The organism is Pseudomonas sp. FP215, assembly GCF_030687795.1.
GTDB lineage: Bacteria > Pseudomonadota > Gammaproteobacteria > Pseudomonadales > Pseudomonadaceae > Aquipseudomonas > Aquipseudomonas salmasensis.
Genome location: NZ_CP117447.1, coordinates 817347 through 834625, shown reverse-complemented (window position 1 = coordinate 834625; position 17279 = coordinate 817347). Strand labels below are relative to the sequence as shown.

General features: G+C 61.2%; 12 protein-coding genes. 5 read left to right on the top strand and 7 right to left on the bottom strand.

The genetic code is table 11. The features are described 5' to 3' along the window. The first annotated feature begins 292 nt into the window (after positions 1–292). Positions 293–967, top strand: coding sequence for a heavy metal response regulator transcription factor (locus PSH76_RS03545; protein WP_032893695.1), 675 nt, complete (start codon positions 293–295; stop codon positions 965–967). Next, positions 964–2361 carry a heavy metal sensor histidine kinase gene (locus PSH76_RS03540; protein ID WP_186608463.1) on the top strand — a complete coding sequence of 466 codons (1398 nt, stop codon included), beginning with the start codon at positions 964–966 and terminating at the stop codon, positions 2359–2361. Before PSH76_RS03545 ends, PSH76_RS03540 begins: the two co-directional genes overlap by 4 nt. Positions 2362–2497: 136 nt before the next feature. Here the strand turns inward: PSH76_RS03540 and PSH76_RS03535 are convergent, their stop codons facing one another. The 4 genes from PSH76_RS03535 to PSH76_RS03520 form a co-directional block, all read right to left on the bottom strand. Then, positions 2498–5641 carry a CusA/CzcA family heavy metal efflux RND transporter gene (locus PSH76_RS03535; RefSeq protein ID WP_098949644.1) on the bottom strand — a complete coding sequence of 1048 codons (3144 nt, stop codon included), beginning with the start codon at positions 5639–5641 and terminating at the stop codon, positions 2498–2500. Positions 5642–5659: 18 nt separating this feature from the next. Then, on the bottom strand, positions 5660–6766 hold the full coding sequence (locus PSH76_RS03530; protein ID WP_098949645.1) for an efflux RND transporter periplasmic adaptor subunit: 1107 nt from the start codon (positions 6764–6766) through the stop codon (positions 5660–5662). Between the two features lie 19 nt (positions 6767–6785). Continuing rightward, positions 6786–8012 (bottom strand): TolC family protein, encoded by a 1227-nt coding sequence (locus PSH76_RS03525; RefSeq protein WP_138761229.1) that lies wholly within the window; start codon positions 8010–8012, stop codon positions 6786–6788. A 109-nt stretch (positions 8013–8121) separates the two neighbouring features. Beyond that, positions 8122–9027 carry a cation diffusion facilitator family transporter gene (locus PSH76_RS03520; RefSeq protein ID WP_138761228.1) on the bottom strand — a complete coding sequence of 302 codons (906 nt, stop codon included), beginning with the start codon at positions 9025–9027 and terminating at the stop codon, positions 8122–8124. 217 nt (positions 9028–9244) lie between these two features. Here PSH76_RS03520 and PSH76_RS03515 point away from each other — a divergent pair, with 217 nt between their 5' ends. Further along, positions 9245–10615 carry a gluconate:H+ symporter gene (locus tag PSH76_RS03515; protein ID WP_138761227.1) on the top strand — a complete coding sequence of 457 codons (1371 nt, stop codon included), beginning with the start codon at positions 9245–9247 and terminating at the stop codon, positions 10613–10615. Between the two features lie 37 nt (positions 10616–10652). On the opposite strand, the gene PSH76_RS03510 is transcribed toward PSH76_RS03515, so the two are convergent. The 3 genes from PSH76_RS03510 to PSH76_RS03500 are packed head-to-tail and all read right to left on the bottom strand — an operon-like array spanning position 10653 to position 13657. Beyond that, positions 10653–11150, bottom strand: a complete 498-nt coding sequence (locus PSH76_RS03510) for a DUF4411 family protein (protein ID WP_044271266.1) — start codon at positions 11148–11150, stop codon at positions 10653–10655. Next, positions 11147–12283: an XRE family transcriptional regulator gene (locus PSH76_RS03505; RefSeq protein ID WP_138761226.1), complete on the bottom strand. Its 1137-nt coding sequence runs from the start codon at positions 12281–12283 to the stop codon at positions 11147–11149. The genes PSH76_RS03510 and PSH76_RS03505 overlap by 4 nt, the downstream gene beginning before the upstream one ends. Before the next feature lie 60 nt (positions 12284–12343). Then, positions 12344–13657, bottom strand: coding sequence for an MFS transporter (locus tag PSH76_RS03500; protein ID WP_044271261.1), 1314 nt, complete (start codon positions 13655–13657; stop codon positions 12344–12346). Between the two features lie 186 nt (positions 13658–13843). Between PSH76_RS03500 and PSH76_RS03495 the strand changes: the two genes are divergently transcribed. Further along, positions 13844–15262, top strand: a complete 1419-nt coding sequence (locus PSH76_RS03495; protein WP_138761225.1) for a short-chain fatty acid transporter — start codon at positions 13844–13846, stop codon at positions 15260–15262. A gap of 201 nt (positions 15263–15463) precedes the next feature. Continuing rightward, entirely contained in the window at positions 15464–17164 is a 1701-nt protein-coding gene (gene acpA / locus PSH76_RS03490; RefSeq protein WP_138761224.1) for an acid phosphatase, read from the top strand. Positions 17165–17279: the final 115 nt, after the last annotated feature.

Sequence of the window (17279 nt, the reverse complement as noted above, 5' to 3'; positions counted from 1 at the left end):
CGGTTATCAAAATTGTAATATTGGCCTCAGCTTCCCGTTAAGTTGAGCTTTCTATACTCGCTTCAACTTATTCACCCGAGCACATTCATCTCTGAAGCTTTTGTGTAGCTCCTTTGGAAAGAGATGAATTTTTAACGCCCCGCTTGGGGCGTTTTTTTTGCCTGCGGTGCATGCGACCGACGGTCGCAGTTGACCCTAGAGTTACTTCAGCCTTCAGACTTTTCCCACTTCCGAAACCGCCGCCATAGGGAAATAGGCGCCTTCTCTCCCCTAATTCAAGAGGTAACCCCCCATGCGTATTCTTGTGGTTGAAGACGAGCAGAAAACCGCCGACTACCTGCAACAGGGCCTGAATGAAAGTGGCTACGTGGTCGACTGCGCCGCCAATGGCATCGACGGCCTGCACCTGGCCGGGCAACACGCCTATGAACTGGTGATTCTGGACGTCAACCTGCCGGGCAAGGATGGCTGGCAAGTGCTGGAAGAATTGCGCCGCAATGGTACCCAGCGCGTGATGATGCTCACCGCCCGTGGCCGGCTGGCTGACAAGATCAAGGGCCTGGACATGGGCGCCGACGATTACCTGGTCAAGCCGTTCGAGTTTCCCGAACTGCTCGCCCGCGTGCGCACCCTGATGCGCCGCAGCGAGCACATTCCACAGCCGGAAGTGTTCCGCGTCTCGGACCTGGAACTGGACCCGCGCCGCCACCGCGCTTATCGCGGCACCCGGCGCATCGACCTGACCACCAAGGAGTTCGCCCTGCTGCAAGTACTGATGCGCCAGGCCGGCGAAGTGCTGACCCGCACGCAGATTATTTCCCTGGTGTGGGACATGAATTTCGACTGCGACACCAATGTGGTGGAAGTCTCCATCAGCCGCCTGCGCGCCAAGGTCGATGACCAGAGCGAGGTCAAGCTGATCCACACCATTCGTGGCGTGGGCTATGTGCTTGAGGCGCGCCCATGAAGACCGGCAGTCTGTCGATGCGCCTGGGCCTCACGGTCAGCCTGATGGGCGCGGGCCTGGTGTTGCTGCTGGCGACCCTGGCCTACCTGGCCCTCACCCATGAGCTGGAAAAACTCGCGCGCAAGAACCTGGAAAGCAAGATGGAGCAGATTCAGCACAGCCTGGCCCTGGGCCTGGACGCCCATGGTATTCGCGCCCGCCCGCACTCGCTGATGGACCTGGTGATGGGCCACGACAACTTCCACCTGACCATCGTCGGCACCGCACCCGATAACAGCGTGCTGCTCAACGTCGGCAGCAAGCCCCAGGAACCACTGCTCACCGACTTCAAGCCACGGGAAACCCTGGGCTACCTCAATTGGGTCGACAGCTACGGCAACCAGATACTCAGTGCCTCCAGCCTGATGCGCCTGGCCAGCGGTGAGCGCGTGCGGGTGCTGCTGTCCCTGGACCGGATGGACGACCAGGCGCTGCTCAGTGCCTACCTGCGCGCCACGCTGATTGCGCTGCCGCTGCTGTTGATACTGATTGGCATGGGCGCCTGGTGGCTGGTGCAACGCGGCCTGGCACCGTTGAAGCAGTTCAGCCAGGTGGCGGCGAAAGTCACCACCCAAGACCTCACCCATCGCTTATCCGTAGACAACCTGCCCCACGAACTGGGTGAACTGGCCCACGGCATCAACGTGATGCTCGACCGCCTGGATGCCGGGGTGCAGCAACTCTCGCAATTCTCCGATGACCTGGCCCACGAACTGCGTGCGCCCTTGACCAACCTGATGGGCAAGGCCCAGTTGACCCTGTCGCGCCAACGCCCACCGCAGGAATACAAGGCAGTGCTGGAATCCAACACCGAAGAGCTCGAACGCCTGGCGCGGATTGTCAGCGACATGCTGTTTCTGGCGCAGGTCAGCCACCCGGCGGCGCGGGCCTCATTCACCGAGGTGTCCCTGGCGCAGGAAGCCCAGCGCGTGATGGAGTTGTTCGCCCTGAGTGCCGAAGACAAACACGTGACCCTGAGCCTGCGCGGCGATGCCTGGGTGACGGGAGACCGGCTGATGATTCAGCGGGCGATTTCCAATTTGCTCTCCAATGCCATTCGCCACACACCCGAGGCCTCCACCGTGTTGCTGTTGGTGGAGACCTACGAGCAGAGCGTATCGCTGTCGGTGGGCAACCCTGGGCGAGGTATTGAAGCGCACCACCTGCCGCACCTGTTCGAACGTTTCTACCGCGCCGATAGCAGTCGTACCCGCGCCGAGGGCGGCACCGGGTTGGGCTTGGCCATTGTGAAGTCGATCATGCATTTGCATCAGGGGCATGCTCATGTCACCAGCCAGCCTGGGCGTTTTACGCGGTTCAGCCTGGTGTTTCCCCAAGGGGCTTGCGCTCTGTAGGAGCGAGCTTGCTCGCGAAAAACGTCAACGATAACGCGTGTTTCATGAATAAACGCGGCGCCTATGAGTTTTTCGCGAGCAAGCTCGCTCCTACAGGTATTAGGGCAAGCCTTTATTTTGCGGCGTTCTCAAAGTATCAGGCGGCCTCTTCATCGCGGCGATGAGCCCATTGGTACAACGCCGGCAGCACCAGTAATGTCAGCAAGGTCGAGGAAATAATCCCGCCAATCACCACCGTCGCCAACGGGCGTTGTACTTCAGCGCCGGTGCCGGTGGCGAGTGCCATGGGGATAAACCCTAGGGACGCCACCAGCGCAGTCATCAACACCGGGCGCAGGCGCGTCAACGCGCCTTCGTGGATCGCCACCGATAACGAGCGGCCTTCCTCGCGCAGGTTTCGGATGAAGGCGATCATCACCAGGCCGTTGAGCACCGCCACACCCGACAAGGCGATAAAGCCCACCCCCGCCGAAATCGACAACGGGATATCGCGCAGCCACAGCGCCATGATCCCGCCGGTGAGCGCGAAGGGGATGCCGGTAAACACCAGCAGGCCGTCCTTGAGGTTGTTGAACATCATGAACAGCAAGCCGAACACCAGCAGCAACGCCACCGGCACCACGATGCGCAAGCGGTCAGAAGCCTCTTTCAACTGTTCGAACTGGCCGCCCCAGGTGGTCCAGTAACCAGCGGGGACTTTCACCTGGGTGGCGATGGCGGCCTCGGCCTCCTCGACAAACGAGCCGATATCGCGCCCACGCACGTTGGCGCTGACGATCACCAGGCGTTTGCCGTTCTCGCGGCTGATCTGGTTAGGGCCCAGCACCAGGTCGAGGCTGGCAACCTGGGACAAGGCGATAAAGCCCAACTGCCCCGAGGTACTACTCGCCAGCGCCGGCACCGGAATCAACAGGCGTGACAAGCCGTCGATATCGGTGCGCAACGTGTCGGACAAGCGCACCACCATGTCAAAACGCCGATCGCCCTCGTACAGCGTACCCGCCTGGCGCCCACCGACCGCGACGGCGATGGTGTCCTGCACATCGCCCACATTCAGGCCAAAGCGAGCGGCCTTGTCGCGGTCGATATTGATGGTCAGCACCGGCAGGCCGGAGGTCTGTTCCACCTTCACTTCCGAGGCGCCGTTGAGCTTCTGCAAGGTCTCGGCGATTTCCCCGGCAGTCTGGTTGAGCACCGCCATATCATCGCCGAACACCTTCACCGCCACGTCGCTGCGCACCCCGGAAATCAGTTCGTTGAAGCGCAACTGGATCGGCTGCGACAGCTCATACACGCTGCCCGGCACAATCGCGCTGGCCCGTTGGATATCGGCGATGATTGCCTCGCGGGACTTCTTCGGGTCTGGCCATTGGTCCTTGGGTTTGAGCATCACGTAGCTGTCGGAAATATTCGGCGGCATCGGGTCGGAGGCAATTTCCGCCGTACCGGTGCGCGCAAACACCCGCTCGATTTCCGGCACTTGGGCCAGCAAGGTTTTTTCCAGTTGCTGCTGCATCTGCACCGACTGGGTCAGGCTGGTACCGGGCACACGCAGCGCCTGTTGGGCAAAGTCGCCCTCGCTGAGGCTGGGGATAAATTCACTGCCCATGCGGCTGGCAACCAGGCCCGAGACGACGATAGTCAGTGCGGCCAGGCCGAACACCAGGGGCCGACGTACCATCACCCAGTTGAGCACCGGGTCATACACCCGGCGCGCACTGCGCATGACGAAGTTTTCTTCTTCCTTGACCTTGCCGGTGACGAACAACGCAATCGCCGCCGGTACGAAGGTCACCGACAGAATCATCGCGCCGAGCAAGGCAATCACCACGGTGAATGCCATGGGGTGGAACATCTTCCCGGCCACACCCGTGAGGGCGAAGATCGGCAGGTACACCACCATGATGATCAACTGCCCGAAGATCAACGCGCGTCGCGCCTCTTTGGCCGCGGCAAACACTTCGTGCAGGCGCTCACTGCGCGTTAGCAACCGACCATGGCGGTGCTGCGCATGGGCCAGCCGGCGGATGGCGTTCTCGACGATCACCACCGCGCCATCAACGATAATGCCGAAGTCCAGCGCACCGAGGCTCATCAAGTTGGCGCTGACTTTGTTGGTGAACATGCCGGTGAAGGTGAACAGCATCGCCAGCGGAATCACCATCGCCGTGATCAGCGCCGCACGGATGTTGCCCAAAAACAGGAACAACACCGCCACCACCAGCAACGCACCTTCGAAGAGGTTTTTCTTCACGGTGGCGATGGCTTTTTCCACCAGGTTGGTGCGGTCATAGACGGTGACCGCTACCACGCCGTCGGGAAGCGAGCGGTTGATCTCCTCAAGCTTTTTCGCCACTGCCTGGGACACGCTGCGGCTGTTCTCACCGATCAACATGAACACCGTGCCCAGCACCACTTCACGGCCATTTTCGGTGGCCGCGCCAGTGCGCAGCTCGCGGCCAATGTCGACCTGGGCCACATTGCGCACGCGGATCGGCGTGCCGTCCGAGGTGGTGATGACAATGTTGGCGATGTCGTCGATAGACGCCACCTGGCCCGGTGCGCGGATCAACAACTGTTCGCCGCTGCGCTCGATATAGCCGGCGCCGACGTTGGCGTTGTTACGCTCCAGCGCCGTGACCAGATCGTTGAGGGTCAGGTTGTAAGCGGCCAGGCGCTTGGGGTCTGGCGCAATCTGGTATTCCTTGGCGAAGCCGCCGATGGTATTGATCTCGGCCACGCCCGGCACGTTGCGCAATTGCGGTTTAATGATCCAGTCTTGGATCACCCGCAAGTCGGTGGGTGTGTAGGGCGTGCCGTCCTCTTTGAGCACACCGTCCTCGGCTTCGACGGTCCACAGGAAAATTTCCCCAAGGCCGGTGGAAATCGGCCCCATCGCGGTTTCGATGCCGTCGGGCAATTGCTCACGGGCCACTTGCAGGCGCTCGTTGACCAATTGGCGGGCAAAGAACAGATCGGTGCCGTCCTTGAAAATCACCGTGACCTGGGACAAGCCGGAACGCGACAACGAACGCGTCTGCTGCAGGCCCGGCAGGCCGGCCATGGCCGTCTCGATGGGAAAGGTGATGCGCTGCTCGGTTTCCAGCGGCGAAAAACCGGCCGCCGCCGAGTTGATCTGCACCTGCACGTTGGTGATATCGGGCACTGCGTCGATGGGCAGTTTCTGATAGCTGGCGATGCCGACACCGGCCATCAACAGCACCGCCAGCAGCACGACAATGCGTTGCTCGATGGCGAATTGGATAAGGCGCTCAAACATGGGGAATCACTCGCAGGATCAATGGGCGTGTTCGGCCGAGCCTTTGCCCAGTTCGGACTTGAGGATGAAGCTGCCAGCCGTCGCCACCTGCGCGCCGGCCTCCAGGCCTTTGCGCACTTCGACGTAGCCGTTTTCACTGACGCCCAGTTCAAGATGGCGAGTGATAAAACCGTCCGCGGTGCGCACAAACACCGAGGGTTTGTCCTCGACGGTCTGGATCGCGGTTTGCGGCACGGTCACCTTGGCCTGGTAGGTATCGGTGGCCACTTGCACGGCCACGAACAAGCCCGGGCGCCAGGCGTCGTCGGGGTTGGGCACCGTCACACGCACGGTAGCGGTGCGCGTCTGCTCACCGAGCAAGTTGCCCACATAGGCCACGGTGCCCAGTACTTCAGTGCCCATTTCCGTCGAGCTGACTTTCACCGGTTTGCCCACGCGCACCTTGTTCAAGTCCTTGGGAAACACGCCGAAGGTGACCCACACCTGGGACAGGTCCGAGAGGGTGAACGCATTACTGGTTTCACTGACCACCTCGCCCACCCCCAAGTGTTTTTCCACCACCACACCGGCGAAAGGCGCACGCAGTTCATAACGATTGCCGCCGGCCAATACCGCGCTGCCGCTGAGCGCAGTCATCTTTTGCCGCGCATTGTTCAGGGCGATTTCGGCTTCTTGCAGGGTTTGCCGCGCCAGCAGGTAATCCTGTTCGGCAGAGATTTTGTCCTGCCACAACTGACGCTCGCGCTGGAAGGTGGTGCGCGCCAGTTCGACCCGGCGCTCGCTGGCGGCCAATTCGCTGCGCTGGTCGGAAATCTGCTGGCTGGCGATCACCGCCAACAGTTCGCCCTTCTTCACCGACTGGCCCAGGTTGACCTTCACCGCCTCCACCACACCCGCTGCGCGGGGCACGATGTGAGAGGTACGGTCTTCATCAAAACGCACCTCGCCCGGCAGCGTCAGCACGGTGCTGATGGCGCGCGGTTGCGCCTGGGCCAACTGGATGCCGGCGGCTTGAATCTGCTGCTCGGTGAGTTCGAGCTTGCCTTCTTCTTCCTCGGCGTGGGCGAAGCCCGATAGCATCAGGCCCAGGGCGACGGCGAGCGCCATGCCATGTTTTTTGTTCATCAGGAGACTCCAGGAAAAATCAAAAGCGGGCGAGGTCGCCGTAAATGCGTTCGATGCGTACCCAGGCCTCGGTGGCCTGGGCGGTCGCCGCGAGGTATTGGGTGCGAGCCGCGATCAAGGTGCGCTGGGCGTCGAGCACGTCGAGGAAGTTGAACTTGCCCATCTCGAAGCCACGGGTGGCGCTGTCTACCGCACTTTGTGCGGCGGGCAGGATCTGCTGGTTGAACGCGCGCACTTCGGTATTCGCGGTTTGCCACAGGTCCAGGGCCTGGCGGGTTTCGGTGCGCAGGCGCAGTTCGGCGGCGTTGCGCAGGTCGCGGGCCTGGTCGGCGCGTCGAGTGGCCGCGAGGATGTTGCCCTGGTTGCGGTTGAACAGCGGGATCGGCATCGACACGCCCACCAGGTTTACCCGTTCGCGCACGCTGGCGTCGTATTGGCTGCCGATGGACACATCCAGGTCCGGAATGCGCTGGGCTTTTTCCAGGCCCACGCTGGCTTCGTTCTGCACAATATTGAGTTCGGCCAGGCGCAATTCCGCGGTTTGCTCAAGGCGTGCCAGCAATGGCGCGGCGGCGGGTAACGCCGGTACCAAGGTGCTTGGCGCAGCGACGGCCTGGAAGTCGGTGGCGGCGCTGCCGGTGCTGGTGGCGAGGCGACGGTAGGCGTCAGTGAGGCCGATCTGGGCGCGGTTCAATTCCAGGCGGATTTCCGACACCTGCACCTGGGCGCGAGTGGCCTCCACGGGTGACGACTTGCCGGCGGTGACGCGCCCGTTGGCGACCACCAGGCCGCGTTCGGCAAGCGTCATGGAGCGTTGCGCCAGGTCGAGGCGTTCCTGGGCGCGCAAGGCGCCGTAGTAGCTGTCGATGACCTCGGCGCGCAACTGGTTGCGACGCTGCTCCAGGGTCAGCGCGGCGGCATCTTGGGCACGGCTGGCCACTTCGATGCGTGCACCGCGCTTGCCGCCCAGTTCCAGGGTCTGGCTGAGCTTGATGCTGGTGGTGCGGCTGTTGCGGCGGGTGTCTTCGGCGTCCCAGGAGGCCACCGGGTTGGGGATCAGGCCGGCCTGTTGGCGACCGCCCTGGGCGATGTCGATTTCCCATTGTGCGGCCGCCAGGTCCGGGTTGTTGGCGAAGGCGGTTTGCAAGGCTGCATCGAGGGTGAGGGGTTGTGCCTGGGCGGCGTTTGCGGATATCCACAAGGCCAATGCCGCCGCCCCCAACAGTGTTCTAACAAAAATTGCCATAACGAGAGTTCCACGCCCATGAAGTCGCTGAGGTTTCCCAGCGGGGGCAATGTAGCTTTCGGTACTTATCAGGGCCGTGGGCGAAAGATTACAAATCCGTTAGCCAGGCTCAGGCATGCACCTCGTCATGCTCGTCGTGCGTGAATCCCTCGCCCTCCACTTGGATCGTGGCGTGGGAAATATCGAATTGTTCGTGCAGTAACTCCGTCACTCGGCTGAGGATCTGTTGCTCGCTGCCTTGGGACGCATCCGCGACCAGGTGCGTACTCAGCACGTTCTTGCCACTGGTGAGGGCCCAGATGTGCAGGTCGTGCACGTCCTTGACCCCCGGCACGCTGCGAATGCCCTGCTCCACCTGCTCGATGTTCACACCCTCCGGCACACCTTGCAGCAGGATATTCATGCTCGCCTTGAGCAACGTCCAAGTGCGCGGTAACACCCAAAAACCAATGGCGGCCGCGACCACGGAATCGACCCAACCCCAACCGGTGAACATGATCACCAGCGCGGCAATGATCACGCCGACGGAGCCCAGCATGTCACTCCAGACTTCCAGGTAGGCGCCCTTGACGTTAAGGCTCTCGCCACTGGCCGCGCTGAGCAAACGCATGGAGATCAGGTTGACCACCAGCCCCAGCAGCGCAATCACCAGCATGCCGGTGGACTGGATTTCGGCAGGCGCCTGCAGCCGTTGGTAAGCCTCGTACAAGATGTAGAACGCCACGGCGAACAGCAGTAATGCGTTAAAGGCGGCTGCGAGGATCTCGAACCGCGCATAACCGAAGGTGCGCTTGCGATCCGCCGGGCGCTTGGCGACCTGAATCGCCACCAGGGAAATTGCCAGGGCCAGGGCGTCGGTCATCATGTGCGCCGCATCGGACAACAGCGCCAGGCTGCCGGTGACAAAGGCGCCGATCACTTCGGCGAGCATGAAGCTGCCGGTGAGCCCCAGGGCGATCCATAACTTGCGTTCGTGGCCGGCGCGTACTTGGGCGTGGCTGTGTCCTGCGCTCATGAAATGTCCTCGTGGGTTGGGATGGGGCGGATCATAGAGCTATAGGCCAGATCCACGGGCATGGTTTGCAAAATTGTCATCTGCGCGCCAGAGCGTCGTTACTTTCGAACGCACCAAAATCGCCCATGCACGCGTTGGGGGAGCGCTATCAGGTATGCTTTTCAGGCTGAAACAAAAAGAAACATATTAGCCAACCTGCTCGATAAGGAGTCCCGTCTTGGAGTTATCGACTGCCGCGTGGATGGTTCACGACACCCGCCTCATGTTCTGCGTGCTGTTGGCGATCGCCAGCATCATTGTGCTGATCAGCGCGACCAAACTGCCGCCCTTTCTGTCGATTCTGATCGGCACATTTATCGCCGGGGTCGGCGCCGGCCTGCCGCCGGAAGAAGTGGCCAAGGCGTTCAGCAAAGGCGCCGGGGCGATTCTGGGGGAAGCCGGGATCATCATTGCCCTGGGTGCGATGCTCGGCGCGCTGATGGCCGAATCCGGCGCGGCCGACCGTATCGCCACCACGTTGCTCGGGCTGGGCAAAGGCAAGTCATTGCCCTGGGTGATGGCGCTGGTCGCCATGGTCATCGGCCTGCCGCTGTTCTTCGAAGTGGGCCTGGTGATGATGGTGCCGATCATCTTTGTGATGGCCAAGCGTTCGAACCAGCCGTTGCTGAAAATCGCCATCCCGGCACTGGCGGGCATGACCACCTTGCACGCCCTGATGCCGCCGCATCCGGGGCCGCTGATTGCCGTGGGCGCATTGCACGCCGACCTGGGCCTGACCATGTTGCTGGGTTTTTGCCTGGCGGTGCCGGCCGTGATCCTGGCCGGGCCGCTGTATGGCAACTGGCTGTCCAAGCGCCTGCACGTGGATGAACCGGCCGATATCGGCGCGCTGTTCAGCGCACCGCCCAAGGCCCCGCGCCAGCCGAGCTTTGGTGTGTCGTTGCTGATCATTCTGTTGCCGGTGATCCTGATGCTCGGCAGCACCTTGGCCAAAGTCGCGCTGGCGCCGGAAAGCACCCTCGCCCTGAGCTTGAAATTTCTCGGTGAACCGCTGGTTGCCCTCGGCCTGGCGGTGATCGCCGCGGTGGTTTGCCTGGGTTGGGCGGCGGGCATGCCACGCGCCGACGTCGGCAACACCCTGCGCAAAGCGCTGGCGCCCATCGCCGTACTGCTGCTGACCATCGGCGCCGGCGGCGGCCTCAAGCAAACCCTGCTGGACGCCGGCGTCAGCCAGACCATCAGCAAGGTCGCCGAAGGCGCACACATGCCCTACCTGCTGCTGGCCTGGCTGATCGCTGTGGCCCTGCGCCAAGCCACCGGCTCGGCCACCGTCGCCACCACCACGACCGCCGGGATCCTCGCGCCGATGATGGCCGGGTTGGCGGCAACGCAAAGCTCATTGGTCGCCCTGGCTATCGGCGCCGGCTCGGTGTTCTTCTGCCACGTCAACGACGCCGGGTTCTGGATGGTGCGTGAGTACTTTGGCTTGCAGTTGAAACAGACGATTTGGGTGTGGTCGGTGTTGCAGACGATTGTTTCGGTGGTGGGGTTGGTGGGTACCCTGGTGCTTTGGCACTTTTTGACTTGAGTGTCATATCGAGGGGAGACTTTCCTCCCCTCAATTATCAGTGATGCAAGACGAAGCGCGCGTCGAGTTTACCGAGCAATTCAAAAGTATTCATGTAAGGCACGTCAAACAATGAGCACACATTGGGAATGGTGAATTTACGCTTGATGTCAGGGTTATAAACTTCATGCGTAACAACCACTGCGCCTGTAGCCATTGCCTTGGCTATCAACCAAGCATCTGCGCCCTCAAGAAACTCTTCTAAAGCACCGACTTTCATCACCGGTACTTGCTGGGCAATTCTTGAGACAATATTCCCATAGGCCGCTTGAGTCCGTTGATCATTCGAATCTTCAAACAGGCTGGCATTACCTTTCACCCATTGGGTCAACTCGTCATTGCCTTTAGCCAACTCGTCCCTGACGGGGACAATACTGGCAATTTCCAAAGCTTGATGCTGCTGAAGTATCCATGCCCAATAACCTGGGCAAATCGTCATACCGTAATAGCGATTTTTGGCCTCGATCAACGTATTCGAATCCAATAGATGCTTCATGCCGATAGCTTCATCCCGTAAGTCTTCAACTTGGCCGGCTGCACACCCAGCAGTTTCCCAGCATCTCGCAGCAAAATCCGCCCGCTCTGCGCTTCTGCAAGAACAGCCTTGCTCAACCGGGTGCTGTTCCTGATAGCCGCTACGCGGTAGTAATCCCCGCCACTGCCGCCTTTATCTCGATACTCTTGCAGGACCCGACGGTAGTAAGCGCCGTATTGTTCACTACTGATGTGGCCAAGATCACGGGCACGACGGGCAATTACCAATGTGCTGACACGGAAGCGTCCGGCCAACGGCGCCAGGTTTTCTTCCCAATGAAGAGCCGAATTCCAGTGCGCCCGAAAATCATCCTCCGGCGCAAGAAACTCCCCTGCCACCGCATTACAAAAGGCCTCCTCCTGACGAGCGCCTTGACTGCTGCCATCAGATACGCCCGTGCTACCAATCCAGATATGCGCCAGTTCATGCATCAATGTAAAAAGACGTGCCGTGGGCGCGTCCGCGCTATTGATGAAAACCACGGGAGCCATAGGATGGCTGACCGCAAATCCCCGGAATTCACTGACATCAAGTTTCCGATGGGTATTGCCTAAGGCAACACCACTGCGCATTACAAGAATCCCGGCCTCTTCCGCGCCGCTGACCAGCGCCCTCACATAGTCTTCATAACTCATTCGGGCAAAAGAATCCGCCACGCCAAGTACGCGCCGAATATCTGCAACCACTTCTTTTATTGGCGAACGGATACTGAAACTTCCTACGAAGGACAGAGCAGAACGCTCATGATCCTGCAGGTATTCCAAGTACCAGTCCTGTTTACGGAGCACGTCCCTTACGGTGTCCATCAGGTTCAAACTTGGCTTGTCTGGAAAAACGCCACCCACGGTCCGCAGGTCGGGAAGAGGAAGTTGCTCGGGCGGGGGCGTACTGAGAAAGAGATAGCCAAAAGGCACATGCACAAGTGCAGCCCACTTTTGCGCCTGGTTGAAAGAGGGAAGGCTCTGACCATCCTCCCACTCCTTCAGCTTTTCCAATTTGACCATCAGACCTTTAGCAACCTGCTCTTGAGACAGCCCCGCCCGCTGGCGAGACCAGGACAGGATTGCAGAGTTGATATAGGCAGTCTGGGACATAGGGTAAATGTGTTCGTCAAGAATGGACGTGACTATAGGAGCGACCTACCTACCCGTCAATTAATGGCCCCAGGTGCCATTTGTAACAGCGTCTATAGCGTGGCGCTTGCCAAACAGCGCCACACTCGCCACCCCCACCGCCCCCATCACTACGCAATACCCCACACAGATCCAAGGGCTGGTTGGCATCAGCGCGATCAGCAGCAACGGAGTGGTGCTCGCCCACAACGCATAGGCAATGTTGTAGGTGAAGGAAATGCCTGATACCCGTACCTGCGCCGGAAACAGCCCGACCATCACCGACGGCACCGCCCCCACCACGCCGCAGCTCAGGCCCGCCACGGCGTACGCCGCGCCGAGCCACACGCCGCCGGCGATCAGGCTGGCGTACAGCAGGGCAATGCCCACCGGCAGCAACAGGCTGTAGACCAATACCGCGCGCCACGCGCCGATGCGGTCCACCAGCAGGCCGGCGAGGACGCAGCCGATATTCAGGAAGACGATGCCCAGGGCGCTCAGGGCGAAGGTGTGGCTGGGGCTCATGCCGAAGGTTTTCTGCATCATGGTCGGGGTGATGACCACCAGCACCACCACGGCAGACGTCAGCACACAGGTGAGGATCATCGCCGGCAGCAGCACGGCGCGATGGTCGCGCAGCACGGTGCGCAAGGGCATTTCGGCGGCGGCCTGGCGGCGCGCCTGCATTTCCAGGAACACCGGGGTTTCGCTGAGCCAGCGGCGCAGCCATACGCCGATCACGCCGAACACGCCGCCGAGCAGGAAGGGGAAGCGCCAGGCGTAGTCGAGGATTTCGGCCGGGGTGAAGACTTGCGCGAGCAAGGTGGCGGTCAGCGCCCCCAGCAGGTAACCGAAGGTCAGGCCGGCCTGCAAAAAGCCCAAGGCGTAGCCACGATGATGACGCGGTGCGTGCTCGGCGACGAAGGTCCAGGCGCTGGGCACTTCGCCGCCCACCGCTGCGCCTTGCAGCACGCGCAGCGCCAGCAGGATCAGCGGGGCGAAATAGCCGATTTGCGCGTAGGTCGGCATGATGCCGATCAGCAGGCAGGGCAAGGCCATCATCAGGATGCTCAGGCTGAAGACGCGCTTGCGCCCCAGGTGGTCGGCGAAGTGTGCCATCAGGATGCCGCCCAGTGGACGCGCAAGGTAACCGGTGACGAAGATGCCGAAGCTTTGCAGCAGGCGCAGCCACTCGGGCATTTCTGGGGGGAAGAACAGTTGGCTGAGGGTCAGCGCAAAGAACACGAAGATAATGAAGTCGTAGATTTCCAGGGCGCCGCCGAGGGCGGCCAGGCCCAGGGTTTTGTAGTCGGAGCGGGAAAAACGCTGCGCCCGTGGGGAAAAGGTGGCAGTCATGTGCAGGCTCGGCAGACAAACAAAATGGCGTGCAGGTTATGAGCTGAGCCCATCGATGGCAATCGCGACGGATATATTTGTTTTACTCATTGATCGTTGAAGATAACTACATTCCCAAATCAATGGGCTTAGAGGAACATGCCGTAAAACTGCCAAACCCCATAATAACTACAAGAGGAAAGACTCGTGGCCGATGCTATCGAAGACAGCCGCTATGCCCGATTTGCACTGCGTTGCTCCAACTTCGCCGAGCGCTGGTTTCCTGACTCCTGGGTGTTTGCCGCCCTCGCCGTGATCATCGTCGCCGTGGCGACCCTGGGCATGGGCGCCGCACCGGCCGAAGCGGCCAAGGCATTTGGCGATGGGTTCTGGAGCCTGATCCCGTTCACCATGCAGATGGCCTTTGTGGTGATCGGCGGTTACGTGGTCGCCAGCTCACCGCCCGCGGTGAAGTTGATCGACCGCCTGGCGCGCATTCCCAAGAATGGCCGTTCGGCCGTGGCCTGGGTGGCGTTGATTTCCATGGTGGCGTCGTTGCTTAACTGGGGCCTGTCCCTGGTATTCGGCGGTTTGCTGGTAAGGGCATTGGCCCGGCGCACGGACTTGCGCATGGACTACCGCGCCGCTGGGGCAGCAGCGTACCTGGGCCTTGGGGCCGTTTGGGCGCTGGGGCTGTCGTCGTCGGCCGCGCAGTTGCAGGCCAACCCGGCCAGCTTGCCGCCGTCGATCCTGTCGATCACCGGGATGATCCCGTTCACCGAGACCATTTTCCTGTGGCAATCCGGCGTGCTGTTGCTGGCGCTGATCGTGGTGTCGCTGATCATCGCCTACGCCACCGCACCTGGCCCCAACAGCGCCCGGGATGCCAAGGCCTGCGGCATTGACCCGGCCTTCAACCTGCCCAAGCCGCAAGCGCCGACGCGCCCGGGTGAATGGCTGGAACACAGCCCATTGCTGACCATTCTGCTGGCGTTGCTGGCGGCCGGCTGGCTGTTCCATGAGTTCTCGACCAAGCCGGCGATCAGCGCTATCTCGGGGCTCAACACCTATAACTTCCTGTTCATCATGGTTGGCGCGCTGCTGCACTGGCGCCCGCGCAGCTTCCTCGATGCCGTGGCCCGTGCGGTGCCGACCACCACCGGCGTGCTGATCCAGTTTCCGCTGTACGGTTCGATCGCCGCACTGATGACGGTGGTCAAGGGCGGCGACGGCCAGACCTTGGCGCACCACATCTCGACGTTCTTCACCTCCATCGCCTCCCACGACACCTACGCCCTGCTGATGGGTGTGTACTCGGCGGTGCTGGGTTTCTTCATCCCCTCGGGTGGCGGCAAGTGGATCATCGAAGCGCCGTACGTGATGCAAGTGGCCAATGACCTGCAATACCACCTGGGCTGGGCGGTGCAGATCTACAACGCCGCCGAGGCACTGCCGAACTTGATCAACCCGTTTTATATGTTGCCGTTGCTGGGTGTGCTGGGGCTGAAGGCGCGGGATTTGATCGGGTTTTCGTTTGTGCAGTTGCTGGTGCATACGCCGCTGGTGTTGTTTTTGCTGTGGGCGTTGGGGACGACGTTGAAGTATATGCCGCCTGTGATGCCTTAAAAGGGGTCGGTGTGGGAGCGGGCTTGCTCGCGAATGCGGAGTGTCAGTCAGCGGATTCATTAACTGATCCACCGCATTCGCGAGCAAGCCCGCTCCCACAGTTTGTTTTGTAGCGCTCTTAAACCTGTCTTTGTTCCGTCACATTCCGTTGCTACCGTCCTGCGAAATATCTTGCAACATCTCGCCAAGGACTCCCCCGCAATGAGTGATGAGCACGAAGACCTTCCCTCCTCCGATTCCGCCATCCAACCGACGGTAGACACCAGCCGCCGGCGCTTCCTAGGTGGTGCGGCGGTGTTGGGGGTGGGTGCGACTTTGAGTGCCTGCGGCAATACCAGCGAAGCACCGAGCCCACCCGTGACCCGGCCGCTCACGCCCCAGGAGTTGGATAAGGCATTGCGCGAGCAGGTGAAGACCGTGGTGGTGATTTACGCCGAGAACCGCAGCTTCAATAACCTGTTCGCAGATTTCCCCGGAGTGGAAAAACCGCTATCGGCGTTAACCGCCAAGGACTTCCAGCAGCGCGACCGCGATGGCAGCGTATTGTCTGCCCTGCCACCGAGCTGGGGCGGTGTGTTGCAGGTCGGGCCGCAAACGGTGGACGGAGTGACCTACCCAAGCGAAGTGCAATTCCAGCAAAACCTGCCCAACGCCCCCTTCGCCCTCAAAGGCCCGCAGGGCGAAGACTTGCCATTGAGCCTGGTGACACGCGACCTATGGCACGTGTTCTACCAGAACCAGATGCAGATCAACGGCGGCAAGAATGATGGTTTTGTCGCCTGGGGCGATTCCGGTGGGCTGGTGATGGGCCATTACGCCCAGAGCCGTTATGCCCTGCGCCTGTGGGACGTGGCCAAGGAGTTCGTGCTGTGCGATAACTTCTTCCAGGGCGCGTTTGGCGGCTCGTTCCTTAACCACCAGTACCTGATCAGCGCCACCGCGCCGTTTTATCCCAATGCCGCGCAGTCGGTGGCCAAGGCACAGATCGCCACGCTGCAAAGCGATGACCCCAGCGGCACACGCCTCAAGCCCTTGGACACCTCCCCGGCCAGCGCCATGACCGGCCCGCCACAATTTGGCCCCAGCGCGCTGACTCCCGATGGTTACGGCGTAAACACCCTGGCCCCACCCTACTGGCCCACCTGGATCCGCGACCCGCAAAACCCGGATTATTCCAAGCCCGACCTGCCCAATGTGCTGGTGCCGCAAACCCACGAGCATATTGGCGACAAGCTGTCGAAAAAGAACATCGACTGGGCCTGGTACGCCGGTGCGTGGCAAGCCACCCTGGAGCAGTTCAAGGACTCCGGCGGCATCCCCAAGATTCCGAATTTCCAGTACCACCACCAGCCGTTCAATTACTTCAAGCAGCAAGGGCCGCAAAACCCTGCAGAACGTGCCAAGCGCCTGCGCGACGGCGGTTTGGGCGATGAGTCGAGCACCAACCGGTTCTTCGCCGACGCCCAGGCCGGCAAGCTGCCTGCCGTGAGTTTCTACAAACCCCAGGGCAACCTGAACATGCACGCAGGCTATGCCGATGTGGCCTCGGGCGACCGCCATATCGCCCGCGCCTTGAAGGTGCTGCAAGAAAGCCCGCAGTGGAAAAACATGGTGGTGGTGGTGACCGTGGATGAAAACGGCGGCTGGTGGGACCACGTGGCGCCGCCCCAGGGTGACCGCTGGGGCCCGGGCTCGCGGGTTCCGGCGCTGGTGGTGTCGCCGTTTGCCCGCAAAGGCACGGTGGACCATACGGTGTACGACACGGCATCGATCCTGCGCTTGATCACGCGCGTGTTCCAGTTGGAGACCCTGGACGGCCTCAAGCAACGCGATGACGCGATGATCGCGCGCGGCCAGAAGCCCATGGGCGATCTGAGCAATGCCTTGCAGTTCAGCCTGTAGGGGCTTATCCAATAACGACATGCCGGGCGATTTAACACGCGATTTTCCTGGTCAGCCGCTACTGTGTGCAGGTGGGCTTTCATCCCGCGCAGACGGGTTTCGCTGACAAGGAATC